The following is a 22,962-nucleotide window of genomic DNA, read 5'->3' as shown; positions in this document are numbered from 1 at the left end:
TATGGCAAAGATTGCTATTCTTATGGATGCAGAGGAGGGGCATCTCCTTCCTACTATTGACTTAAGTGCTGGTCTGAGAGAAAGAGGACATGAAGTACTCTATGTGAGTATATGTGATAATGAGAAGCTTGTCAGAGAGTATGGGTTCAATTTCAAACCTGTGCTTGAAACTATTTTTCCTCCAGGTTCCAGGGAAGAGTTTAAACGGCGTCATGAAAGGCAGGCAGCCGACGAACCGGAAACCATCGCTGCCTTACAGGAAATCATCAATGGGGCATATGATCAGCTGGTCAATGTGATCAGGCCGGATATTTACATTGTCAGTACTTTCCTGCGATTTGACCTGTTATTACTTTATTACAAATATAGGATCAGGCCTGTTGTATTTACCACCTACCTCCGGGATCCGGGCGTAACGCTCGCAAGAGATTGTATTGGCGACCTGCTGAAGATTCCTCCCGAGCTGACCGCTTCCCTGATCACCTTCCTGGCTGATATAGGCATTGTAGTGAGTTCGCTTGAATCGCTGGCAGCTCCCCTGAATACCTTGCAGGAATTGGTAGCATGCCCACTGGAGCTGGACCTGGAGCCACCGGCCAGAAAGCATCACAGTATAAGTATCGGACCTTCTATAAGGGAAAGTAAAAATGCAGATCCTTTTACTGCACGTATCATTGAAGAGGCAGGGACAAGACCATTGATTTATGCCTCCCTGGGGTCACAGGCACTTAGCTATGGAGAGAAAAGCAAATCATTTTTCAGGGGACTGTTAAGCATGATGGAGTCGGAAGAAATGATTGACATGTATATGGTATTGGCCATTGGTCCTGAGATGCAGCCGGCGACATTGGGTTATATCCCGCCGAACGTAAAGGTGGTCAACTGGATTTCACAGCTGGATATATTGAAAAGGGCGACACTGGCTATCATTCATGGCGGCCTCGGTACGGTGAAAGAATGTATTTACTTTGGCGTACCTATGATCGTCGTCCCCATTAACAGAGACCAGCCCTCCAATGCAGAACGGGTAGTATACCATGGTTTGGGAAAGAGGGCAGACATTGACCAGGGGGATTGGAAAGGACTAAAGGACCAGGTAACCAACATCCTCCAGGATAACAACGTAACCAGAAATATAAAAAGGATGCAACAATTATTTCTAGAAGAACAACAATCCCAAAGGGGAGTGGATGCGATAGAAAAACTGCTACGGCCTATAAAAAGAGTAGAGATCCGGATTTGAACTGATACGATAATGCAGTAAAACTGCGTTCATTACCCCCAGTATGTTATACCCTTTATCACTGAACTTATGCGCACATATACCCCAAGTGCTTCCCAGCAAATGATCTGGCTGGATCAGCGGATTGCTGGAGCGTCAAGTAAATATAACATTGGTGGATATACTATCCTGGATGGTGATATTTCCTATCCACTCCTGGATGATACCATCCGCAGTATCCTGCATGCCCAGGAAGCCTACCGTACATTGTTCTTCGAAAGAGATGGTGTATTGCATTGCGATGTGCTGGATGACCTGAAGGACTGGCATATAGCAATACTGGATTTTACAGGAAATGAAATTGGTGCAATCACCTGGATGGAGCAGGAATTTTCCAGGCCATTTGATATGGAAGGAAAATTGCTGTTTAGCTTTAAACTATTAAAAGTCGCCGATGATAAACATTTCTGGTATGCCTGCATGCATCATCTGATCAGTGACGGATGGTCATTCCGGTTGCTGCTGAACCAGGCTGCGCAACTGTACGCAGGGCAGGAGGTATTATTACAGGTATATAATTATAGTGATTATGCCAGTGATGATAACCAGTATTATCAATCAGATGCAGCTGCGAATGACAGGAAGTTCTGGCTGGAACAATTTACTGAATTGCCCGGCGATCTTTTTTACTGCAATGAACAGGATGCCATGACGGCAGCCACTGCTACACTGGCGATAGATAAAAAGAAAAGAATCGTACTGCAGCAGATTGCGGATGAGCATAAAGTCTCTTTATTTCAACTGATCATTTCCCTGGTACTGGTATATTTTTCAAGGGTTTCATCCCAGGAAAAAATTGCTTTCGGCGTACCCGTGCTGAATCGCACCAGCCGGAGCTACCGGAATACCTCCGGCATGTTCATGAACCTGTTATGTCTTCCATTTGAAATAAATGAAGGCGATACTATTGTTGATATTATGAAGGGGATAAAAAAGAAAATGTCTCATTTTCTTCGTCACCAGCGGTATCAGTATGGCAACCTGGTAGGGGATCTGAACCTGAAACAGCAACAGAAACAATTATATCACCTGCGATTTTCGTACGAGGATTTTGATTTTGCGCAGTCATTCGGGAACTTGCAGGCCACTACTATTGCATTTTCTAATTTGTCTGAGATTGATCCGCTGGCGATCTATGTAAGAGATTATAATGGTGATGGGTTTGATGTGCGATTGATCTATAATACTGCTTTCGTGGACAAGGAAGTGATTAGCCAGTTTTGCCGCAGCCTGGATCACCTGTTCAGCACCTTGCCTGCTATTCAGTTTAATACGGTGAATGAAATAGGCCTCCTTGATACAACTGATAACGCGCGGATATTAGCATGCGGGAAGGGACCCGATCTGCAATATGAGCATACGGATTTCGTGGCGATGTGGCAACAGGCAGTCGCTGCTTATGGTGAACGGATGGCGGTTTCCTGCGAGGGACGAACATATACTTACAATGCATTCAACGAGCTGGCTACCCGGATAGCCAGCAGCTTACAGGCCAATAACCTGTACCGCGAAGGTGGTTGTGTAGCTATAATGCTACCACGTGGGGAAGAAATGATAGCAGCTATGCTGGCCGCTATGATGAGCAAACTTACTTATGTGCCGGTAGATACTGCCTACCCTGAAAACAGGATCCGGTTTATGCTGCAGGATGCCGGTTGTCAGCTATTGCTGCGCCGGGATGAAACAGGAGGGCTGCTGCTGGATGAATTGAATAGCAAAGAAGAAATTCAGGGCGACTATCCCTGCTATATCATCTATACATCCGGGTCTACAGGACAGCCCAAAGGAGTGAAGATTTCGAGAGAATCAGTGGCTGATTATGTAAATACTTTCAGGGAATATTATGGATTGAAGCCGGATGATGTCGTCTTACAACAGGCATCTAATAGTTTTGATACCTCAGTAGAAGAAATATTTCCCATCTTGTCTGCAGGCGGCCGTTTGCACATACTTACTGATCATCGGGACCTGGTTGCATTAAGGACAGCGCTTTTTGAAGCAGCTGTTACATTGCTGAGTACTACCCCTGTTGTGATCAGGTGGCTGAATGGCCAGGATGTACCTGCTTCCCTGCACACGATCATTGCAGGTGGAGATGTACTGAGGGTAGAAGATGTGAAAAATTTCCCTGCAGGCATCGCCTTGTACAATACCTATGGCCCTACGGAAAGCACCGTATGTGCTACATATCATCGTATCAACCGCGAGGAAAGAGTAATGCCTATAGGGAAGGTGATTCCTAACAGGCAGGTGTATATACTGGACAGGTATCTGCATTTACAGCCATTTAGGATGGAAGGGGAGATATGGCTGGGTGGAAAAGGACTCGCAATGGGATATACCGGTGCCCCCTCATTAACCGAGGAAAGGTTTATCGTTGTAAATGGGGAAAAACTCTATCGTACAGGAGATGCCGGTATGATGCTGGAAGATGGAACGGTACTGTTCAGAGGAAGAATGGATGAACAGCTTAGCTTCAGGGGATACAGGATTGAGGCAGGAGAAGTGGAAGCAGCAATCCTTTTACAGGAAAGTGTGGCAGAGGTGCTGGTAGCTGTAAAAGAAGTACAGCAGGTACCTGTGCTGACAGCCTATATCCGTTACAAACGTGATGATATTTATACGCCTAAAGACTGGCGGAGACTGTTGCAGGAAAAGTTGCCGGCCTATATGATACCAGGCGCATGGATCGTGGTGCAGGCATTTCCGCAATTACCGAATGGAAAACTGGACCGGAATTCACTACCTGCATTGACTACGGACCTCTTACAGGCAGATACAGGATTGAAACAATTACCCGGGTCTTACCTGGAGAAAAAGATCAGTGAGATCTGGAAAGAGTTTTTGCCCCTGAAAAATATAGGTATAGACGAGTCTTTTTTCGACCTGGGAGGAAACAGCCTGAACATCATGCAGCTGGAGAGCAGGTATGAATCTGCTTTTGGCGTAAAGGTATCTGTAGGGGAGCTGTTTCGCAACACGACTATTACAGCTCATGCTTTGCTGATTGAAAGCAGTACCACTGGGAATTTTGATAGGATACCTGTGGCAAAAACCGCTGCTCACTACCCCCTTTCCGCCGGACAACGGCGTATCTGGTTATTGAGCCAGGTAGAAGCTGCCAGCCGCTCTTACCACCTGGGAGGGAATGTGCTGTTACAGGGCGTATACGATCCTGTTATTTTTGAAAAAGCGATCCAACAGGTAATAGACCGGCATGATATACTGAAAACAATATTCCGGGAAGATGAATCCGGCCTGCCTTGCCAGGTAGTGCTGGATAAAAATGCGTGTTCCTTCCGGCTGATATATAACGACCTCGGTACTGCCAGTAAGCAGGAAGCAGACCTGTATGTACGCGAATTGCGGAGCAAGGCATTTGACCTGGCTACCTGGCCATTGATCAGGGCAGGATTGATCAAACTTGGAGAAGACAGGTATCTCTGCTGGTTCAATATGCATCATATCATCAGTGATGGCTGGTCTATGGAGCTGATGCAGCGGGAGATCTTTCACTATTATGAAACATTGAAACAGGGAGGAAGCGGGTTCGCTCCCTTGCTTATCCAATACAAAGATTATGTCGTGTGGAAGGAGCAGCAGTTGTTGTCGAAGGAGCTTGCCCAGGCCAGGAATTACTGGCTACAGCAGCTGGGAGGGCCCTTGCCGGCACTCAGCCTCCGGAATACTGCGCCGCGCCCTGTGCTGAAGACCTATAACGGCAACCTGCTGGCGACTACCCTGCCAATTAAAAATACAGCCCGTTTTCAGGCTTTATGCCAGCAGGATGGCAATACCCTATACATGGGGTTAATGAGCGTGCTGTTGACCTTATTATACAGGTATAGTGGCCAGACAGATATTATTATCGGAACCCCCATTGCAGGACGTGATCATGCTGACCTAAGTGACCAGATCGGCTTTTATGTAAATACCCTTGCCCTGCGTACCCGGTTTGAACCAGGTGATAGTTTTACATCCCTGTTAAAAAAAGTTCGGGAAGTGGCTTTGGCAGGCTATGAGCACCAGTCCTATCCCTTTGATCTGCTGATGGAAGAGCTCACGCTGAAGCGGGATGTGAGCCGTTCAGCATTATTTGATGTGATGCTGGTATTGCAGAACCAGCGAAATGGTGAAAATGCTTTAAGACATGATCATATCCTGAAAGAAGGGGTGGTGTCAGATATGGGGCTTACAGCAGCAAAGGTGGATCTGACCATTGATTTTTTTGAATCTGGCTTAGGTCTTGAAATGTGGGTTGAGTATAATACGGATCTTTTCAGTAAACTGGTGGTCAGTGGCCTCATGCATCATTTCAGTAACATCCTCCATATTGTTACCACACAACCCAATATATCCCTCTCAGAAATTCCTTACCTGACCCTGGAAGAAAAGACAAAACTGTTAGCATTTTCCGGGAAGGATATTCATACCCCATTGCCCCCGGCAGATACCCTGGTATCATTATTCATTAACCAGGTGAAGGTGCGGCCAAGTGCAGTGGCGCTGGTATTCAGGGAGCAGGAATTTACTTTTGCTGAACTGGATGAATGGTCTTCAAAGCTGGCTGCTTACCTGGTGTCGTATCAGGGTGTGACCTCAGGAGACCTGGTGGGCATCAGCCTTCACCGTAGTGAATGGCTGATCTTTTCCCTGCTGGCAGTTTTGAAAGCAGGTGCAGCTTATGTACCCGTAGACCCCGCTCATCCGGCAGAAAGGAAAGAATTCATTGTAACGGACAGCCAGGTGAAGGTCCTGATAGATGAAGCTTTTATACAGCATTTCCGGGAAATAAAAGAAGTATTGCCTGCTCATTATATACCTGTAACCATTACCCCGGATCAACTGGCTTATGTGATTTATACATCAGGATCTACAGGCAAACCCAAAGGATGTATGCTGGAGCACAGGAGTGTGGTGAACCGTTTGTACTGGGGTGTCCGGCATTTTAATTTATCTCCGGCAGATGTGATCTTACAGAAAACGACCTACGCATTTGATGTATCAGTATCAGAGCTGTTTACGCCATTATGCTTTGGCTGTAGGATGATCCTGTGTGAAGATGCAACCGTTTATTCTACCGAAAAGATGGCTGCTATGATTGCTGCACATGGTGTGACGTTCATTCATTTTGTACCTACCATGCTGCAGAACTTCCTGGGTATGGAGATGCAGACGGCTGAACAGCTGGAAAGGCTTCGCTCGCTGAAGCGGGTCATTACCAGCGGCGAAGAGTTGCCCCTGAAGGTATTGCAGGATTGGTATGCCAAAGTAAATATACCAGTATCGAATTTGTATGGTCCTACTGAAACGACAGTCGAATGTACATATTATGATACGCTGCCTGGTGAAACAGAACTGCCGATAGGAAAGGCAGTATTTAATACTTCGTTGTATATACTGGATGAACACCGTGAGCTGTTACCCCCCGGGGCTGCAGGTGAACTATATATAGGCGGGGTGCAGGTGGCCAGAGGATACCTGGAAAGGCCGGAGCTGACAGCATCCAGGTTTTTACCAGATCCATTCAGTGGTATACCCGGTGCCAGGATGTATAGAAGTGGAGACCTGGCCAGGTGGCTGCCTGATGGAAATCTTATTTTCCTGGGCCGTATTGACACACAGGTGAAAGTACGTGGATACCGGATAGAGCTGGGAGAAATAGAAGAAGTAATTTTGCAGCAGGAGGATATTACCGGGGCCACAGTGGTGTTACATACGACTGCTGCCGGCGATAAACTGCTGGTTGCCTATGTTATCTGTAGGGAAGGGCTGGATCTGAATTACCTGCGACAACTACTGACAGCGGGCCTGCCTGCATATATGGTGCCTTCGTGGATATTCAGGGTGGATAGTTTCCCGGTGACTGCCAATGGAAAGATAGACAGAGCCGCGTTTATATTACCAGATGACATAGCACCCGGTCAACATGAATATACAGGTCCCTCTACGGAAATAGAAGAACAATTGTGCAGTATATGGCAGGAAGTATTAAGATATGATAAGCCCGTAAGCATCCATTCCAGTTTCTTTGACCTGGGAGGACATAGCCTGAAACTGATGCAGCTGATTAATAAATATCAGCGGCAGTTTGGTATAAGATTGCAGATCTCCCAGTTATTCCGGCATACGACAGTAGCTACGCATGCCTTGCTGGTGACAGGTATGCATACAGATAGTTACCAGGAAATCATGCCTGCACCTGTACAGCCGGATTACCCCGTTTCTGACGGGCAGCGTCGGATATGGTTACTCAGCCAGCTGGATGAGGCCTCGCGTTCTTATCACTTGCCAGGTGCATTTTATCTCGAAGAGGGATATGATGCGGTGAGCCTGGAAAAGGCCGTGCAACAGGTCATGATCAGGCACGAGGCATTGAGAACTGTATTCAGGGAGAATGGTATTGGTGAACTGCGCCAGGTAATTTTGCCTGCAGAAAGTATTCCATTCAGATTAGAGATAACAACCACCCCAACTAAGGAGGTAGCGTATGCACACATACATGCATGCTGGAACCAGCTGTTCGATCTGAGTACAGGACCATTACTGAGAGCAGGGCTTGTATACCCGGCTTCCGGTGGTTGTATCTGCTGGTTTAACATGCACCATATCATCAGTGATGGATGGTCCATGGATATATTCCGGGATGAGATCTTTACTTATTATGATGCTTTCCGGAAAGGTATGACACCAGCCTTACCTGCTTTGCGGATTCAGTATAAGGATTATGCGGTCTGGCAAATGCAGTATAATGGCAGAGAGCTGGCTGCTGCACGAAATTACTGGCTGCAATTGTTCAATGATGAAGTACCCGTAATCGAATTGCCGGTTATGCGGATCAGACCTCAGCTCAGGACGTACAACGGGCATTCATTTTCTATTCAGCTATCCAGGCAATTAGTGGACAGTTTTTCTGCCCTTTGCCAGCAATATGACTCCACCCTGTTTATGGGGCTGTTGACTACGTTGAATGCGTTATTAAACCGTTACACTGGTCAGCAGGATATTATAACAGGTACGGCAGTGGCAGGCAGACAACATCCTGACCTGGAACCGCAGATAGGTTTTTATGTCAATACACTGGCGTTGCGGAACAGAATATTGGAGAATGATAGTTTTACTTCCCTGCTGAAACGCATACGGGAAAATACATTAGAGGCATTTGCTTACCAGTCTTATCCTTTTGACAGGTTGGTGGAGGAGTTGTCTTTACGGAGGGATAATAGCCGGCATGCTCTTTTTGATATTATGATGGTATTGCAGCATCGCAGGGAACAACCTGGATGGCAGGGAGCTACGGTGGCAGGAAATGGAGTAGTGGATAATGGTGCCTGCACAGCCAAATTTGACCATACCTTTCAGTTTACCGAAAGGGAAGATGGAATTGACCTTACACTTGAATTCAATACAGATATCTATAGCCATGACATGGCCCGCAGATTACTACTGCATTACAGGCTGTTAATGGAAGCTATTATAGTTGACCCGGCACAGGTGATTGACAGGATCTCATACCTGGATGAGGCAGAGCGGGCGCAATTACTGGGCGCATTTAACGATACACATACAGAGTATGCTGCTCATCATTCTATTTGTGATGCATTCAGGGACCAGGTATTGCTTACCCCGGATCATACGGCAGTTATAGATGGAGAGCGGCGTATTACTTACAGGGAATTATTTGAGCGGGGCAATCAACTGGCAAATTATCTCCTTTCACAGGGCATCACACCGGAAGACAGGGTGGGGATATGTATGGGAAGGTCTTTGGAGATGATCGTCAGTATAATTGGTGTGCTCAGGGCCGGCGCTGCCTATGTACCTGTTGATCTGAAATACCCGGCAGAAAGGATCCGGTTTATGCTGGAAGACACGGATGTGAAACTCTTACTGGGTACCAGTGATGTGGCTGAGCTGGCAGCCGGCTATCCTACCTGCTACATAGACTCTTTGTCTCATCTTCCCCTGAGCGAACCTGCTGTTACCGTTCCTGCCGATGCCCTGGCATATATCATCTATACGTCGGGTTCTACAGGCCGTCCAAAAGGTGTGATGGTGGAGCATAAAGGAATTGTAAGCCTGAGTAAGGCAGATGGACGCCGCTATGCTATTCAGCCATCCAGTCGTTTTAGTGTGATGGCATCAGCGAGCTTTGATGGCATCGTCTGGGAAATTTATACAGGGCTACTCAATGGGGCTACGTTAGTAATCATAGGAGATGATATCCGTTTTGAGGAAGAAAAGCTGGCGGATTATTTCCAGTCAGCCTGTATTACCCATTGTTTTATTACTACAGGGATGGCGCCTGTATTTACGCAAAATGACACTTATAAAAACAGCTCGTTACAATACCTTCTTGCAGGGGGGGATCAGCTGAAGCTGAACAGGAATAACAGTTTACCCTACCAGCTGATGAACATGTACGGGCCTACAGAAAATACTGTTTTCTCCACTTATTATGCTGTACAACGGGATGAAAAAACAGAGCTGCCTCCAATCGGGAAGCCTGTAGCCAATAGCCGTTGTTATATCCTGGACAGGCATATGCAGCCTTGCCCGGTAGGTATAGCGGGTGAATTATTTGTAACAGGCCCGGGGCTTGCACGGGGGTACCTCAACCTTCCTGATCTCACTGCGGAAAAGTTCATTGCTGATCCTTTTCATCCAGGAGAGCGGATCTATCGTACAGGAGACCTGGCCCGCTGGCTGGAAGATGGAAACATTGAGTTTATGGGCAGGATAGACCAGCAGGTAAAGATAAGGGGATACAGGGTAGAGCCGGGAGAAATTGCGCATGTATTGCTGCAGATCACAGGCATACAGGATGCGATTGTCGTACCCGCACAAATGGAGAATGGCCCTCAATACCTGGTAGCTTATATCGTCAGTGTTAACCCATATACCACTACTGAAATTAAGAACCTGTTAAGTGCCCGGTTGCCGGAATATATGGTACCTGCTCATTTTATTTTACTGGAACAAATGCCGCTTACCCACAATGGAAAAGTGGACAGGGGGATGCTGCCTGCGCCATTGGCCCTGCTGCCGGAAACAGCGGGTAACTACGTACCTCCGCGTACGGGTACGGAAGAAAGGCTGGTGTCTATTTTCCAGCAGGTATTGCCACTTGACAGAATCGGTATAAAAGATAATTTTTTTGACCTCGGAGGGAATAGTATGCTCTTAATGAAAATCCGGACGGCTATCCGGAAGGAGTTTGAAGTACCCCTGCAGGCGAAAGACCTGATGCGACTGCTTACAATTGAAGAGCTGGCAGTGGCCATTGATGGTCTTGTGTGGCTACAGCAGGATATCGCTTCCTCCACTGCTGATCAAATCGAAGAAGTAATCATCTAACTGAAACAAATGTTATGAAACGAATTGTAGTAATTATTTTTTTATTCGTCCTGACAGGTGTATGGTTGTTTTATACCAATATCCACTTCAATGGAATCAACAGTATCCAGGGGCTTTCGAATTTTCGCAATGGCATTCTGAATGCTTCCTCCCTGCATGATAACGAAGCAGGTATTGCTTCCAATATAGGGGCTTCCAAAGTATATCTTGACACGTTGGGGATACCCCATATTTATGGTAGCGATATAAATAGTACCGGTTATGCACTGGGCTATATGCATGCCCGCGACAGGTATTTCCAGATGGAACTGCTGGCTTATACGGTGATGGGGCGCCTTTCGGAGATCGTAGGTGAACAGGGCATTGCATCAGATAAGCACTGGCGAATCTTTGACCTGGAAAAGCGTGCGGAGGAAATGCTGGATAGTATCCGGGTGACCGCACCTGAACTGGCGACATACCTCACGGCATATGAGAAGGGGGCAAATGATTATTTAAAGCAGGAAGATGAGCGGCAACGGGATCCCATGTTTACGATATGGGGTGTTTCTCCCCGTCCCTGGAAAGCGTCTTATACCTTCCTGATGCAATGGTACCTGAGTCATGATCTTACTTATTATGATGATTATTTCAACAGGGAAGAAATCCTTGAAAAGCTGCCGGATACGTTAAGAAGTATGCTGTATCCTGTCCATCCGGATGACAAGCTGGCTATTATTCCCGGAGCATCAAAAGGCCATGAAGAAAGCAATATTTCCCCTGCATTGGTAAAGCTGTTTGGACCTAACGATGTCAATCACTACCCGGAAACACCTTCTAACAGAAGTTTGGGAAGTAATAACTGGGTAGTTGGAGGGAAGCATACGACTGACGGGCAGGTATTCCTTTGCAATGACCTTCACCTGGTACTTGCTGCGCCGAATATATTCTACGAGGTAGCATTAAATGCCCCGGGGCTGCATGCGTATGGATATACAATACCTGGTGTACCGCTTATACTGACCGGGCATAATGAAAAGATTGCCTGGGGTATCACTAATAGTGGCTGGGATGTAACCGAGCAATATTTATTGAAGACAGATGATCATCACAAAGACCAGTATTTTGTAGATGGTAAATGGGAGCAGGTGGAAAAAAAGAAAGTGGTCATTCATGTAAAGGATGGAGCATCGAGAGATTTCACTATTCAAAATACATTGTTTGGTCCATTGTTAAAAAAAGATAGTATTCAATATGCGCTGAGGTGGCATCCTCAACAGTCTGCCTACGCACCGCTGGCATTCTGGAGAATGATGCAGGCGGCAGACTGGAATGGTTTCAGAACAGCGCTGAAAGTATATGATTATCCTGCACAGAACTTTGTTTTTGCTGATACGGCCGGAGATATTGGAGTGATCTGTGCAGGCAAAATGCCATTGAAACCAGCCGGATATAATGGTGGATTGCTGGATGGTACTAAATCTCCTGTAGAGGGATACATTTCCTTTGACTCGCTGCCGCAGACTTATAACCCCGAACAGGGATACCTGTATACTGCCAACCAGGAGCCACAGGGGAACAACTATTATTTCTCTTCCCGCTGGTATGATGACCTGTACCGGCCAGCGAGAATTCAACAAATGATTAGCAGTGGTAAACAGCTCAATGCAGAAGATATGCGGACGATGCAGCTGGATATTGTAGACCTGTCAGTGAAGGACCTGAAGCAAATGCTGACGAAGTATAAGGTAGTTGTCAAGCCTGGCAGTAATTGGGATCGTGTGCTCCATTGGAATGGAGAATTAAATCCCGGTACCCGTGAAGCTGTTTTTTACAGGGCCTACCTGCGGGCGATGGGAGAAGTAGGAAAAGACCTGGCCGGTCAGTTGTGTGTAAAGCAGGCCCCTACGCATGATCAGCTCACACATTTCCTCCTGGAATATGATTCAGTAACAGTGAAAGGAAAGTCTATCGTCAGCCGGTATTATTTCAATCACCTCATGTCGGTAGCAGATTCTATTTACAGTGCCCGTTATGGAGATGCCGCCGGCAACCCGATTCCAGGAAGAGCATATGTATTTTCTATTCCACAGATCACACAACTGCCTGGATTTGAAATGAGGCAAACAGGGATTGGGGGAAGTGAGAACACCATCAATGTGAACTATACTGCACACCCTGTGATCCGTACCCTGATAGAAATAAAAGACGGTGTCATTCATTCCCGGATGATTAATGCAGTCGGACAAACCGGCCGTGTAAATGATGAAAATTATGCACAACAGTTGCCTGCATGGAAAGAGAATCGCCTGCATAATACGCAGTTGACAAGAGATCCCCGCCAGTTGGCAGCCATTACAGATTCCATTGTATTCTCTCACCCTTAATTCTTTGATTGTATGAAGTACCTGAAGTATATACTGATACCCCTGTTATTGTTTATCGCACATTTATTTGCCGGCACCTGGACGATGATCATTGCCTGGAGCTTATTAGGTATAGGACTGGCCTTTACACCTGGGGTAAAGCGTTTTCCTGTTTTGCTGATCACCCTTTCAGAATTAGCGGTATTCGCCTGTTTCTGGTTTTTTATAGCAGATGTAAATGGAAGCCTGGATATACTGGCCAGGCATGCAGGAATGGAGATATTCAGACTGGCTGCAGGCATCTTATTAGTGAATATTATTACAGCTTTGCTTTGTGCTGTTTCTTTTTTCCTGTTGTTGAGAAAGCTGACAAAAAGATAACCTTATGGACGTTTTATTGTTATTGGGTAAGTTGAGACAACTGGGGATAGAATTACACCTGGAGGGGGAAGAATTGAAGGTAAAAGCGAGCCAGGGGGTGCTCACCCCTGCATTGATCGCAGAGATCAGGGAACATAAAAGCAGCTTACTGGAGTTGCTTATTGCCAGGAAAGAAACCCAGGATAAATTTCCTGTAGCTGACATAGCGGATTATTATCCTGTTTCATTTGCACAACGGGGCATATGGTTATTGAGCCAGCATCCGAATGGTTCCAGGGCATATAATATTCCATTGGTGATTCGTCTTTCCCCGAAGGTAGTACGGAGTATTTTAACCGATGTGCTGAAGGAGCTTGTAGCACGACATGAAGCGTTGCGGACTGCTTTTTTTGAAGATGAATATGGCATAATCAGACAACGTATTTGTGCTGTGCCTTTTGAAGTTGAAATAAGAGAACAGGCGGATAATATCGATGCTATCATCGCGGAAGAAGGGATGCGGGTGTTCGACCTGTCGAATCCTCCTTTGATCAGGGCGTTGATCGTAAAGGATGTGCTGTTATTGACGATTCATCATATTGTTTTTGACGGATTTTCCGGGGGCATATTCCAGCAGGAATTATTTGCCCTGTATGAGCAGCGAAGCAGGGGTGTTTCACCTGGTTTACAACCGCTTGTCAATACTTACAAGGATTTTGCGGTATGGGAGCAACAGGCGATGCATAGTAAAGCCTGGGAAAAACAACTTGGATACTGGAAAAGTCAGCTGGAAGGTACACTACCTGTATTGCAGCTGAGCCCTGGTCCTCGCCCTGCCATCAGAACGAATCATGGAAACCGTTTATATTTTTCTGTTGATACAGCCATAAGGAATGCTTTGACCAGTGTATGTAAGGTAAACAGGGCTTCCCTGTTCTCGGGCTTACTGGCAGGGCTGAATACCTTGTTCTACAGGTATACCGGATCAGCCGATCTGTTGACGGGTGTGGTGCTGACAGGGCGTGAACACATCGCATTGCAGTCGGTGATAGGTATGTTTGTAAATACGTTGCCGATGCGGACAAGAGTGGCTGGTGATAAAGATTTTGTAACAGCGATCACCCATCAGCAACAGTTACTCGATGAGATGATGGCTAACCAGCAGCTACCTTTTAGTTACCTGGTTGAAAAGCTCCACATCCGGCAGGATACCAGTCATGCCGCGATATTTGATGTATTGGTTGTTTATAACGAAGGTGGAGGTGCCAGGGGCGGGGAGATAGAAAATAATTTTACATTGGTGCAGCGGGATCTTCGTAACACCAGCCAGTTTGACCTTTCCTTCTCATTTACGGCCAGTGATGATGCGCTGCAATTGTGTGTAGAATTTAATACAGATATCTATACTGCGGATTTCGTGGAGCGGTTGGGTAATCATTATATACAGTTGTTACAGGCCGCTACTACAGATACTCATTCGCCCCTGAAGGGATTGGATTATTTGAGTCAGGCCGAAAAAGAGACGTTGTTACATGTCTTCAATAAGAAGCCGGCAGCGTTGACAGAAAAGACCCTGATCTCCCTGTTTCACGAACAGGTCAACCTGCAGCCGGGGCATATTGCCTTGCAATTCCAGGATAAGACTTTTTCTTTTATAGAGCTGGACAGGCTTTCTTCGCGGTTAGCATCCTACCTGGCCAGCCGGCATACGTTGCAGCCAGGTGACCTGATTTGTGTTTCATTGTTACGCAGTGAGTGGCTGATCATTTCATTGCTGGCTGTGTTGAAGAATAGTTGTGCCTATGTGCCGCTTGACCCGAATTACCCACAACAACGAAAAGATTATATCATCGCAAATAGCCAGGCCCAGCTGATTATTGACGAGCAGCTGATCAGTGAATTCAGCGTACTGAAGGACCAGTTTTCGGAAAAGTTCCCCATGGTGAACAGCACACCCGATCAGTTGGCATATGTGATTTATACGTCGGGTTCAACAGGTAACCCAAAGGGGTGCATGGTAGAACAGGGGAGTGTGATCAACCGGTTAGAACAGGTATGGCAACAATATGGCCTGAATAGCCAGGATATAATGTTGCAAAAGACCTCGTTCACATTTGATGTTTCAGTTGGGGAGATTTTTACGCCTTTGTGTTTTGGTTGCCGGATGGTATTGTGTGATGAGGAAGCGGTTTACCTGCCGGAGAAAATAGCAGCCCTCATAAAGCAACATAGAATTACCATGGTGCATTTTGTACCTGGCATGTTGCAGCGGTTTATTGCTGTACAGTTATCAACCCCTGCAGGAATAGCCGCCATATCTTCATTGCGGAGGGTATTCTGTAGTGGGGAAGCCTTATTACCACATGTAGCAGACAGTTGGTATGAACGGATGCAAATACCTGTCTCTAACCTGTATGGTCCTACGGAGGCAGCTATAGAAGTGAGTTATTATGATACAAAGCAGGGTGATAAGGTGATTCCTATTGGAAAGCCAATTGCCAACAATACTTTATATATCCTGGATGAAGCCCGGCAATTGTTGCCTGTAGGTGTGGCCGGTGAACTATGTATAGGTGGGGTACAGCTGGCGAGAGGTTACCAGAACAACCCGGAGCAGACAGCCGCGCGGTTTATCAGGGATCCATTCAGTGAAGTGCCTGATGCCCGGTTGTACAGAACCGGAGACCTGGCCAGGTGGCTGCCGGATGGAAATATTGAATACCTGGGAAGGATAGATAACCAGGTGAAAATACGGGGATTCAGGATTGAACTGGAAGAGGTAGAATATGCATTGTCGCAACTGGCAGGCGTGATGGCGGCCGCTGTAAGCGTCCATCAGGATAATGATGGAGAACAGTTGTTGATAGGGTTCGTAGTGAGTAAGATAACAGTAGATGCAGGATCATTACGTGAGGAGTTGTCCGGTTTATTGCCTGAATATATGTTACCTGCGGGTATCGTACAGGTAGAAAGTATACCGGTGACTGCGAGTGGTAAAATAGATCGTAAATCCCTGCCGGTTTCCTTGTTCCTGGAAAGTGACAATTCACAGGAATATGTTGCTCCTGGCAATGAAACAGAGTTTAAGCTCAGCCAGATCTGGCAGGAAGTGTTGAAGAAGGAGAAACCCCTCAGCATTACAACAGATTTCTTCCATGCGGGAGGGCATAGTTTATTGCTCATGCAGGTAGGGAATCTCTGTTACCGCACCTTAGGGGTAAAGCTGCAGGTACAGGAACTTTTCAGGAATACGACGATCAGGCAACAGTCTCAGCTGATAAGAGAAAAAGCAGGTATTGATAATGAATTCATTTCGCAGGTCCCCCTGGCTGCTGATTACCCGGTGAGTGATGGCCAAAGAAGGTTGTGGCTCATATGCCAGCAGGAAAAAGCAGGACCAGCTTATCATATGCCAGGGCAAATAGAATTGGATGCTGCTTATGATATCGAAAGATTAGGCAAAGCCATTGAGCTTGTTATTAACAGGCATGAGGTATTGCGGACTATATTCAGGGAGAATGCAGAAGGAGAGCTTCGGCAGGTGATACAACCGGCTATTGTATCGGAAAATTACCGCGACATGCGTCATGCTTCGGCGGGCGACATAGAAGCATTCCTCATTGAACAGGCACAAATGCCTTTTGATTTGGGTAAGGGGCCATTGATCAGAACCGGTTTTATACGTACGGCGCAAGCCAGGCATCTGCTCTGGTTCAACCTGCATCATATCATATTTGATGGTGTGTCTATGGAGCTATTGAAAAAGGAGATACTATATATCTATGATCAGTTAGCCGCCAACGCGCATTATACACCTACGGCCCTGTCCCTGCAATATAAAGATTATGCTTACTGGCAGCAGGAGCAGTTACATACAGGAAAGCTGCACCCACATCGTGATTACTGGTTGCAGCAGCTGGCGGCACCTATACCTGTTATAAGTCTTCCCATAGCCGGCAGCCGGCCTTCTTTCTTTACATTCGAAGGAGCAGCTTTGTCGATGACTATCCGGAAGGATTTGGTGTCGGCGTTAAAGCAGGTGTGCCGGGAAGAACATAGTACCCTGTTCATGGGGCTGATGAGCGTATTAAATGCGCTGATATTTAAGTATACGCGGGAAGAGGATATTATTATCGGTACGCCGGTATCCGGGCGTTTACATCCTGCATTACAGCAGCAGATCGGTTTTTATGTCAATACAATTGCCTTGCGTACCCATATAGGTGGCGCGGATTCTTTCCGTACGCTGTTGGGTAAGGTGAGGGAAGCGGCGATCAACGGATATGAGCACCAGGATCATCCTTTTGACAGGTTGCTGGAAGAGCTTGAACTGACAAGGGATGTAAGCAGATCTCCTTTATTTGATATCATGCTGATCCTGCATAATGAACAGGAGATAAATAATTTAAGCGAGTATGAAGTGCCAGCTGAAGGCATGATCAACTTTGAGGGTAGTTGCTATGTAAAGTTTGATCTGAACTTTGATATGAGTGAAGTGGGCGATCAACTGTATGTAAGGCTTTCTTATAACAGGGACATTCATACCCGTGAAGCGATCACCCGTTTTCTGGAACATTTCCAGGGCTTGTTACAGGCACTTGTATCAGCGCCGGATGTGGTGCTGGATGCAACTGTTTACCTGTCACCCAAAGAAGAAAACCAGCTGCTGGAAGACTATAACCATACGACCACTACGGCACCGAAAGACCGGTTGATTCATTTGTTCAATCGCCAGGTACATAATGGCAATATTGCCTTATATGATCATGGAAAGGCCATCACTTACGAAACACTGTCCGGTAAAAGTGACTGGATGGCGCAATGGATATATGAGAGAGGTGTAAGACCGGGTAGGTGTGTGCTCGTGTGTATGGAACGATCTGTCGAATTAATAATCTCTTTACTGGGAATACTTAAAACCGGCGCTACTTATATTCCAGTGGATACAGGAAATGCAGATGAGCGGATTGGTTATATTATTGAAAATGCAGCTCCCCTGTTGATCCTCACGGATGATCCGGAAAGACTATCGGTCATTAGCGCTATTCCGGTCTATAGTCCGGCTGCTATTTTGCATACAGCACCAACGGAAATTAATTACCAGCAGGCGATTCTTCCTGCCGATGATGCGATCAGCTGTATTATCTATACATCAGGTTCTACCGGCTATCCTAAAGGTGTGCAGATCCGGGAGACGTCTATTGTCAACCGGTTATTCTGGATGTGGCAGCAATATCCATTTGCAGAGGGCGAGCGGAACGCCTGGAAAACGGCCATTGGATTTGTGGACCACATATGGGAAATATTCGGGCCGCTGCTCCAGGGGATACCTGCTGTATTGTTCACGAAGGAGGAAATGCTGGATGAAACATTTATCGATCAGCTTTCTGCGGAAAGAATATCCCGGATCGTACTGGTACCGTCATTGTTGGTCAATATAATGGCTATTGCGGGGCAAAAGGGCGGGGATAGCCTGCCTTATCTTCAATATTGTACCTGTAGCGGAGAAGAGCTGCGTACTGACCTTGCAAAGACTTTTACCAGCTTATTCCCAGGGAAAACCTTGCTCAATATTTATGGTTCTACAGAAGTAACAGCAGATGTTACCTGTTTTGAAATAAATGCCTCTGTTACCTGGGAAGGGAATAGTGTGCCCATAGGTAAACCTATTTCCAATACCCGGATTTATATACTGGATGCTGCCCGAAATCTTGTTCCTGTAGGTATACCAGGAGAGATATACGTAGCGGGAGCTGCTGTATCCAATGGCTACCTGGGAAATGAACAGCTGACGGCTGAAAAATTTATTCATGATGAAAGATTTCCCGGGGAGGTATTGTTCAGAACAGGAGATGCCGGTAAATGGACGGCAGACGGGCAAATTGTATACTGTGGCCGGTTGGACAACCAGTTGAAGGTGCGGGGACATCGAATAGAACCTGTAGAAATAGAACGCATCCTATTCATGCAGGCGGGTATTGAACAGGCTGTAGTAACAGTAAAGGAGGGAATGCTGGTCGCCTATATTACAGGAAATACAACGGTCAGCAGGGAGGACCTGCGTCAGCAATTGGCGCTTATGGTACCTGCTTATATGCTACCTGCCGCCATTGTAAAACTGGAAAAGTTACCATTGACTTCCAGTGGAAAAGTAGACCGTCAGCAATTGCCGGTGCCAGATTGGGCCGCTGATGGGGAACATACTTTTACAGCACCCGGAAGTGAGATGGAGATAGCGATTGAAATGATCTGGCAAAAAGTGCTGAACACCACGGACCGGATAAGTATCCATACTGGTTTCTTCAATACAGGAGGTCATAGTTTACGGTTGATGCAGCTGATCAACCATTATAACAGTGCATTTGGTACCAGGCCTTCTGTGGAGGATTTATTCCGTCATACTACTATTGCTGCGCATGCCGTCTTATTGGCCCGCAGTAACAGGGAGCTATATGCCAGTATCCCGGTGATCGCTATTTCACCTGACTATCCCGTGTCAGACGGACAGCAAAGGATGTGGCTGCAAAGTCACCTGGGTCATTCCTCGCGCACCTATCATCTTGAGGGCAGGTATGAGTTATATGATATAGACAGGGATGCGCTGGAAGGGGCTATTAAAAAGGTGATTGACAGGCATGAGATTCTTCGCACTGTTTTCAGGTTAAATGCTGCCGGAGAGCTTCGGCAGGTGGTATTGCCTGGTATTGCATTTAGCCTGGGGTATGAGACAGTACCTGCGGAAGAATTGAATGAGCATATGGAGGTGCTGATGACGAAGCCATTCCAGTTGGATGAAGGTCCATTGCTAAGGGCAGGTGTGATTGGGACGGATGGAGAAAGCAACATCTTCTGGTTTTGCCTGCACCACATTATTGGCGATGGCTGGTCTTCTGAGATCCTGGCGAAAGAAGTCATGTTGTATTATGACGCTACCAGGAGTGGTCGTGAGGCTGCCATTGCGCCATTGAGGATCCAGTATAAAGATTATGCTGCCTGGCTGCAAAAGCTGTTGGACAGCGAAACGGCGCAGGTGCACAGGAATTACTGGATGAATGAACTGGGAGGAGAAATACCCGTACTTCGATTGCCCATGGCAGGTACCAGGCCAGCTATACTAACTGACAATGGATATTGCCTGAAGACGTTGCTGGAAGACCAGTTAATTGATCCTTTACAAGCCTGCTGTTATGCCGTCAATGCTACCCTTTATATGGGCTTTGTAGCTGTATTGAATGCATTATTGTACCGCTATTCCGGGCAGGGTGATATCATTATAGGCAGCCCGGTGGCGGGTCGTTCTCATAAAGAACTGGAAGACCAGATCGGGTTTTATATTAATACGCTGGTATTGCGTACAAAGATCAGGGCTACTGACAGCTTCCAGGATGTGTTATTACAGGTGAGGCGGACAAGTTTATCCGCATTTTCTCATCAGCTGTATCCATTTGACCGGCTGACAGATGACCTTGAGCTGGTACGTGATAAAAGCAGGTCTCCCTTGTTTGATGTGATGCTTACGATGCAAAATCAGCGTGAAAGGGTATATGATGCAGATGACCTGGCATCGGGAGCCATCACTGACGGTGGGTATTTCAAAGTGAAGTATGATCTGCTGTTTAATATTGAAAAAGTCAATGGCGGGTATCGGCTTGATTTAAGGTATAACAGTGATATCTATAATAAGGAAAGTATGACAGGAATGTTATACCATTTCCGCACTATCCTGGAAAATCTGGCCAGGGATGCCAATAGGTCATTGGGCGCAGCGCAATACTTAACACCGGCGGAGCTTTGTGAATTGTATGCCTTTGGCCGTTCTGTGGCAGAGGTGCCTGTGGGAACAACTTTTATGAGTTTGTTTGAAGGTGTTGTAAAATCACACCCTGAAGCAGTAGCGATTCATTATGGAGGTGAAAGATGGAGCTATCAGCGGTTAGATGAAACGGGCAACCGGATAGCGGAGTATTTAATAACACAGGGTGTTGTGAATGGCAGTAAGGTACTCTTGTGTATGCCTTCCTCAGGCTATGCGATAGCGAGCCTGTTAGGTATCCTGAAATCCGGGGGCTGTTATGTTCCGGTAGATCCAGCATACCCTGTGTCCCGCATCCGTCATATTCTTTCAGATTGTCAGACTGATTTGTTGATTACAGATCGTGTTGTAGCGGATAGTTTACCGGCAGATATAGGCAGGATTTTGATTGCAGATGAACTGGAAGGAGGTGGTGTAGCACCGTCTGTTTCCATCACAGGATCAGATCTGCTGTATGTGATATATACTTCGGGTTCTACCGGTCAGCCCAAAGGGGTGCAGATCACTCAAGGCAATATAGTCGACTACCTGTATGGGCTTGCCAGCCGTATCCCCATCTCATCGTGTCGTGATTACGCATTGGTATCCGGTCTGTTTACAGACCTTGGGAATACTGTTGTTTACAGTTCCCTTGCTTTCGGTGGTTGTTTGCACCTGTTTTCCAAAGAAGAATTAAGCAGTCCTGATGTGTTGATCCAATCCATCAAAGAAATAGACTGTGTAAAGATCACTCCCTCTCACTGGAAGGCATTGTCGGCAGGCAGAGAATTATTATTGCCGAAACGCCTGCTGGTCTTTGGAGGCGAGGCTTTACCGGCCTCCATACCAGCGCAGATCAGAGGTTGTGAAGTAGTGAACCATTATGGGCCAACAGAGACAACGGTAGGGAAGCTCTTGCATGTATGCACCCCGAATGAAAGCGAAGGGATCGTGCCGGTAGGCCGTCCATTCGGCAATACGCAGGTGTACATATTGGATAGTAACGGCCAGCCATGTGGCATTGGCATACCCGGTGAGTTGTATATAGGAGGAGACGGCGTATCGATTGGTTACGTGCATAATGCACCGCAAACCGCCAGCCGGTTTGTCAAGAATGGGCTGCATGCATGGCCAGCCGTCTTATACAAGACAGGAGATCAGGCGAGCTATCTTCCTGATGGGAGCATCCGTTTCCTGGGCCGGCAGGATCACCAGGTGAAGATCCGTGGTTACCGGGTAGAGCTGGAAGAGATATTGAGTGTCTTAAACGGCTGTGCGGGCGTATTACAAAGTGCAGTATTGGTGAAGGCGACCGAAAGCGGAGAAAATGAGCTGGGCTGTTTTATCAGCGGAACAGCCACGGTAGCAGAGGTAGAAAGATATTTGTCCCTGATGCTGCCTGGTTATATGGTCCCGACGCATATCGAACATCTTGCGGCCTTACCGCTGACCGGCAATGGTAAGATAGATCGTCAGCAGCTCTTAGATAGTTGGGGAGCCGCAGGACCGGGGAGTAACTATGTAGCACCCCGCAATGACATGGAGGCACGCCTGGCCACACTGTGGCAGGAAGTGCTGGGTGTAAGTCAGCCCATCGGCGTGCATGACAGCTTCTTTGACCTGGGCGGTCATAGTATCAAAGTTATAAAGCTATTATCCAGGATCTCAAAAGAATTTGGTGTTACTCTGAGCATACAGACCTTCTTCAAAGAAGCGACTATTGAATACTTGGCAAATGAAATCCAGAACATAAAATGGATCAATGCACAACAGTCTCAGGAGACTGTTATCCCAAAAGAAAGAATTAAAATCTAAAAACCTTGTTA

The 22,962-nt window shown here is 46.7% G+C and carries 5 protein-coding genes; all 5 read left to right on the top strand.

The window, feature by feature from the left end:
- The first annotated feature begins 1 nt into the window (after position 1).
- Positions 2-1,243 carry a nucleotide disphospho-sugar-binding domain-containing protein gene (locus QQL36_RS28130; protein WP_321567549.1) on the top strand — a complete coding sequence of 414 codons (1,242 nt, stop codon included), beginning with the start codon at positions 2-4 and terminating at the stop codon, positions 1,241-1,243.
- Positions 1,244-1,312: 69 nt separating this feature from the next.
- Entirely contained in the window at positions 1,313-10,639 is a 9,327-nt protein-coding gene (locus QQL36_RS28125) for a non-ribosomal peptide synthetase (protein ID WP_321567548.1), read from the top strand.
- Between the two features lie 14 nt (positions 10,640-10,653).
- Positions 10,654-13,005 carry a penicillin acylase family protein gene (locus QQL36_RS28120; protein ID WP_321567547.1) on the top strand — a complete coding sequence of 784 codons (2,352 nt, stop codon included), beginning with the start codon at positions 10,654-10,656 and terminating at the stop codon, positions 13,003-13,005.
- A 12-nt stretch (positions 13,006-13,017) separates the two neighbouring features.
- Positions 13,018-13,365 (top strand): hypothetical protein, encoded by a 348-nt coding sequence (locus QQL36_RS28115; RefSeq protein WP_321567546.1) that lies wholly within the window; start codon positions 13,018-13,020, stop codon positions 13,363-13,365.
- A 4-nt stretch (positions 13,366-13,369) separates the two neighbouring features.
- Positions 13,370-22,951, top strand: a complete 9,582-nt coding sequence (locus tag QQL36_RS28110) for a non-ribosomal peptide synthetase (protein ID WP_321567545.1) — start codon at positions 13,370-13,372, stop codon at positions 22,949-22,951.
- Positions 22,952-22,962: the final 11 nt, after the last annotated feature.

This window comes from Chitinophaga sp. LS1, assembly GCF_034274695.1.
Lineage (GTDB): Bacteria > Bacteroidota > Bacteroidia > Chitinophagales > Chitinophagaceae > Chitinophaga.
This window is presented reverse-complemented; position numbering and strand designations above follow the sequence as displayed.

Excerpts from the sequence above, each read along its gene's own strand:
- QQL36_RS28130 (WP_321567549.1), top strand. The coding sequence starts at position 2 with ATGGCAAAGATTGCTATTCTTATGGATGCAGAGGAGGGGCATCTCCTT.
- QQL36_RS28125 (WP_321567548.1), top strand. The coding sequence starts at position 1,313 with ATGCGCACATATACCCCAAGTGCTTCCCAGCAAATGATCTGGCTGGAT.
- QQL36_RS28120 (WP_321567547.1), top strand. The coding sequence starts at position 10,654 with ATGAAACGAATTGTAGTAATTATTTTTTTATTCGTCCTGACAGGTGTA.
- QQL36_RS28115 (WP_321567546.1), top strand. The coding sequence starts at position 13,018 with ATGAAGTACCTGAAGTATATACTGATACCCCTGTTATTGTTTATCGCA.
- QQL36_RS28110 (WP_321567545.1), top strand. The coding sequence starts at position 13,370 with ATGGACGTTTTATTGTTATTGGGTAAGTTGAGACAACTGGGGATAGAA.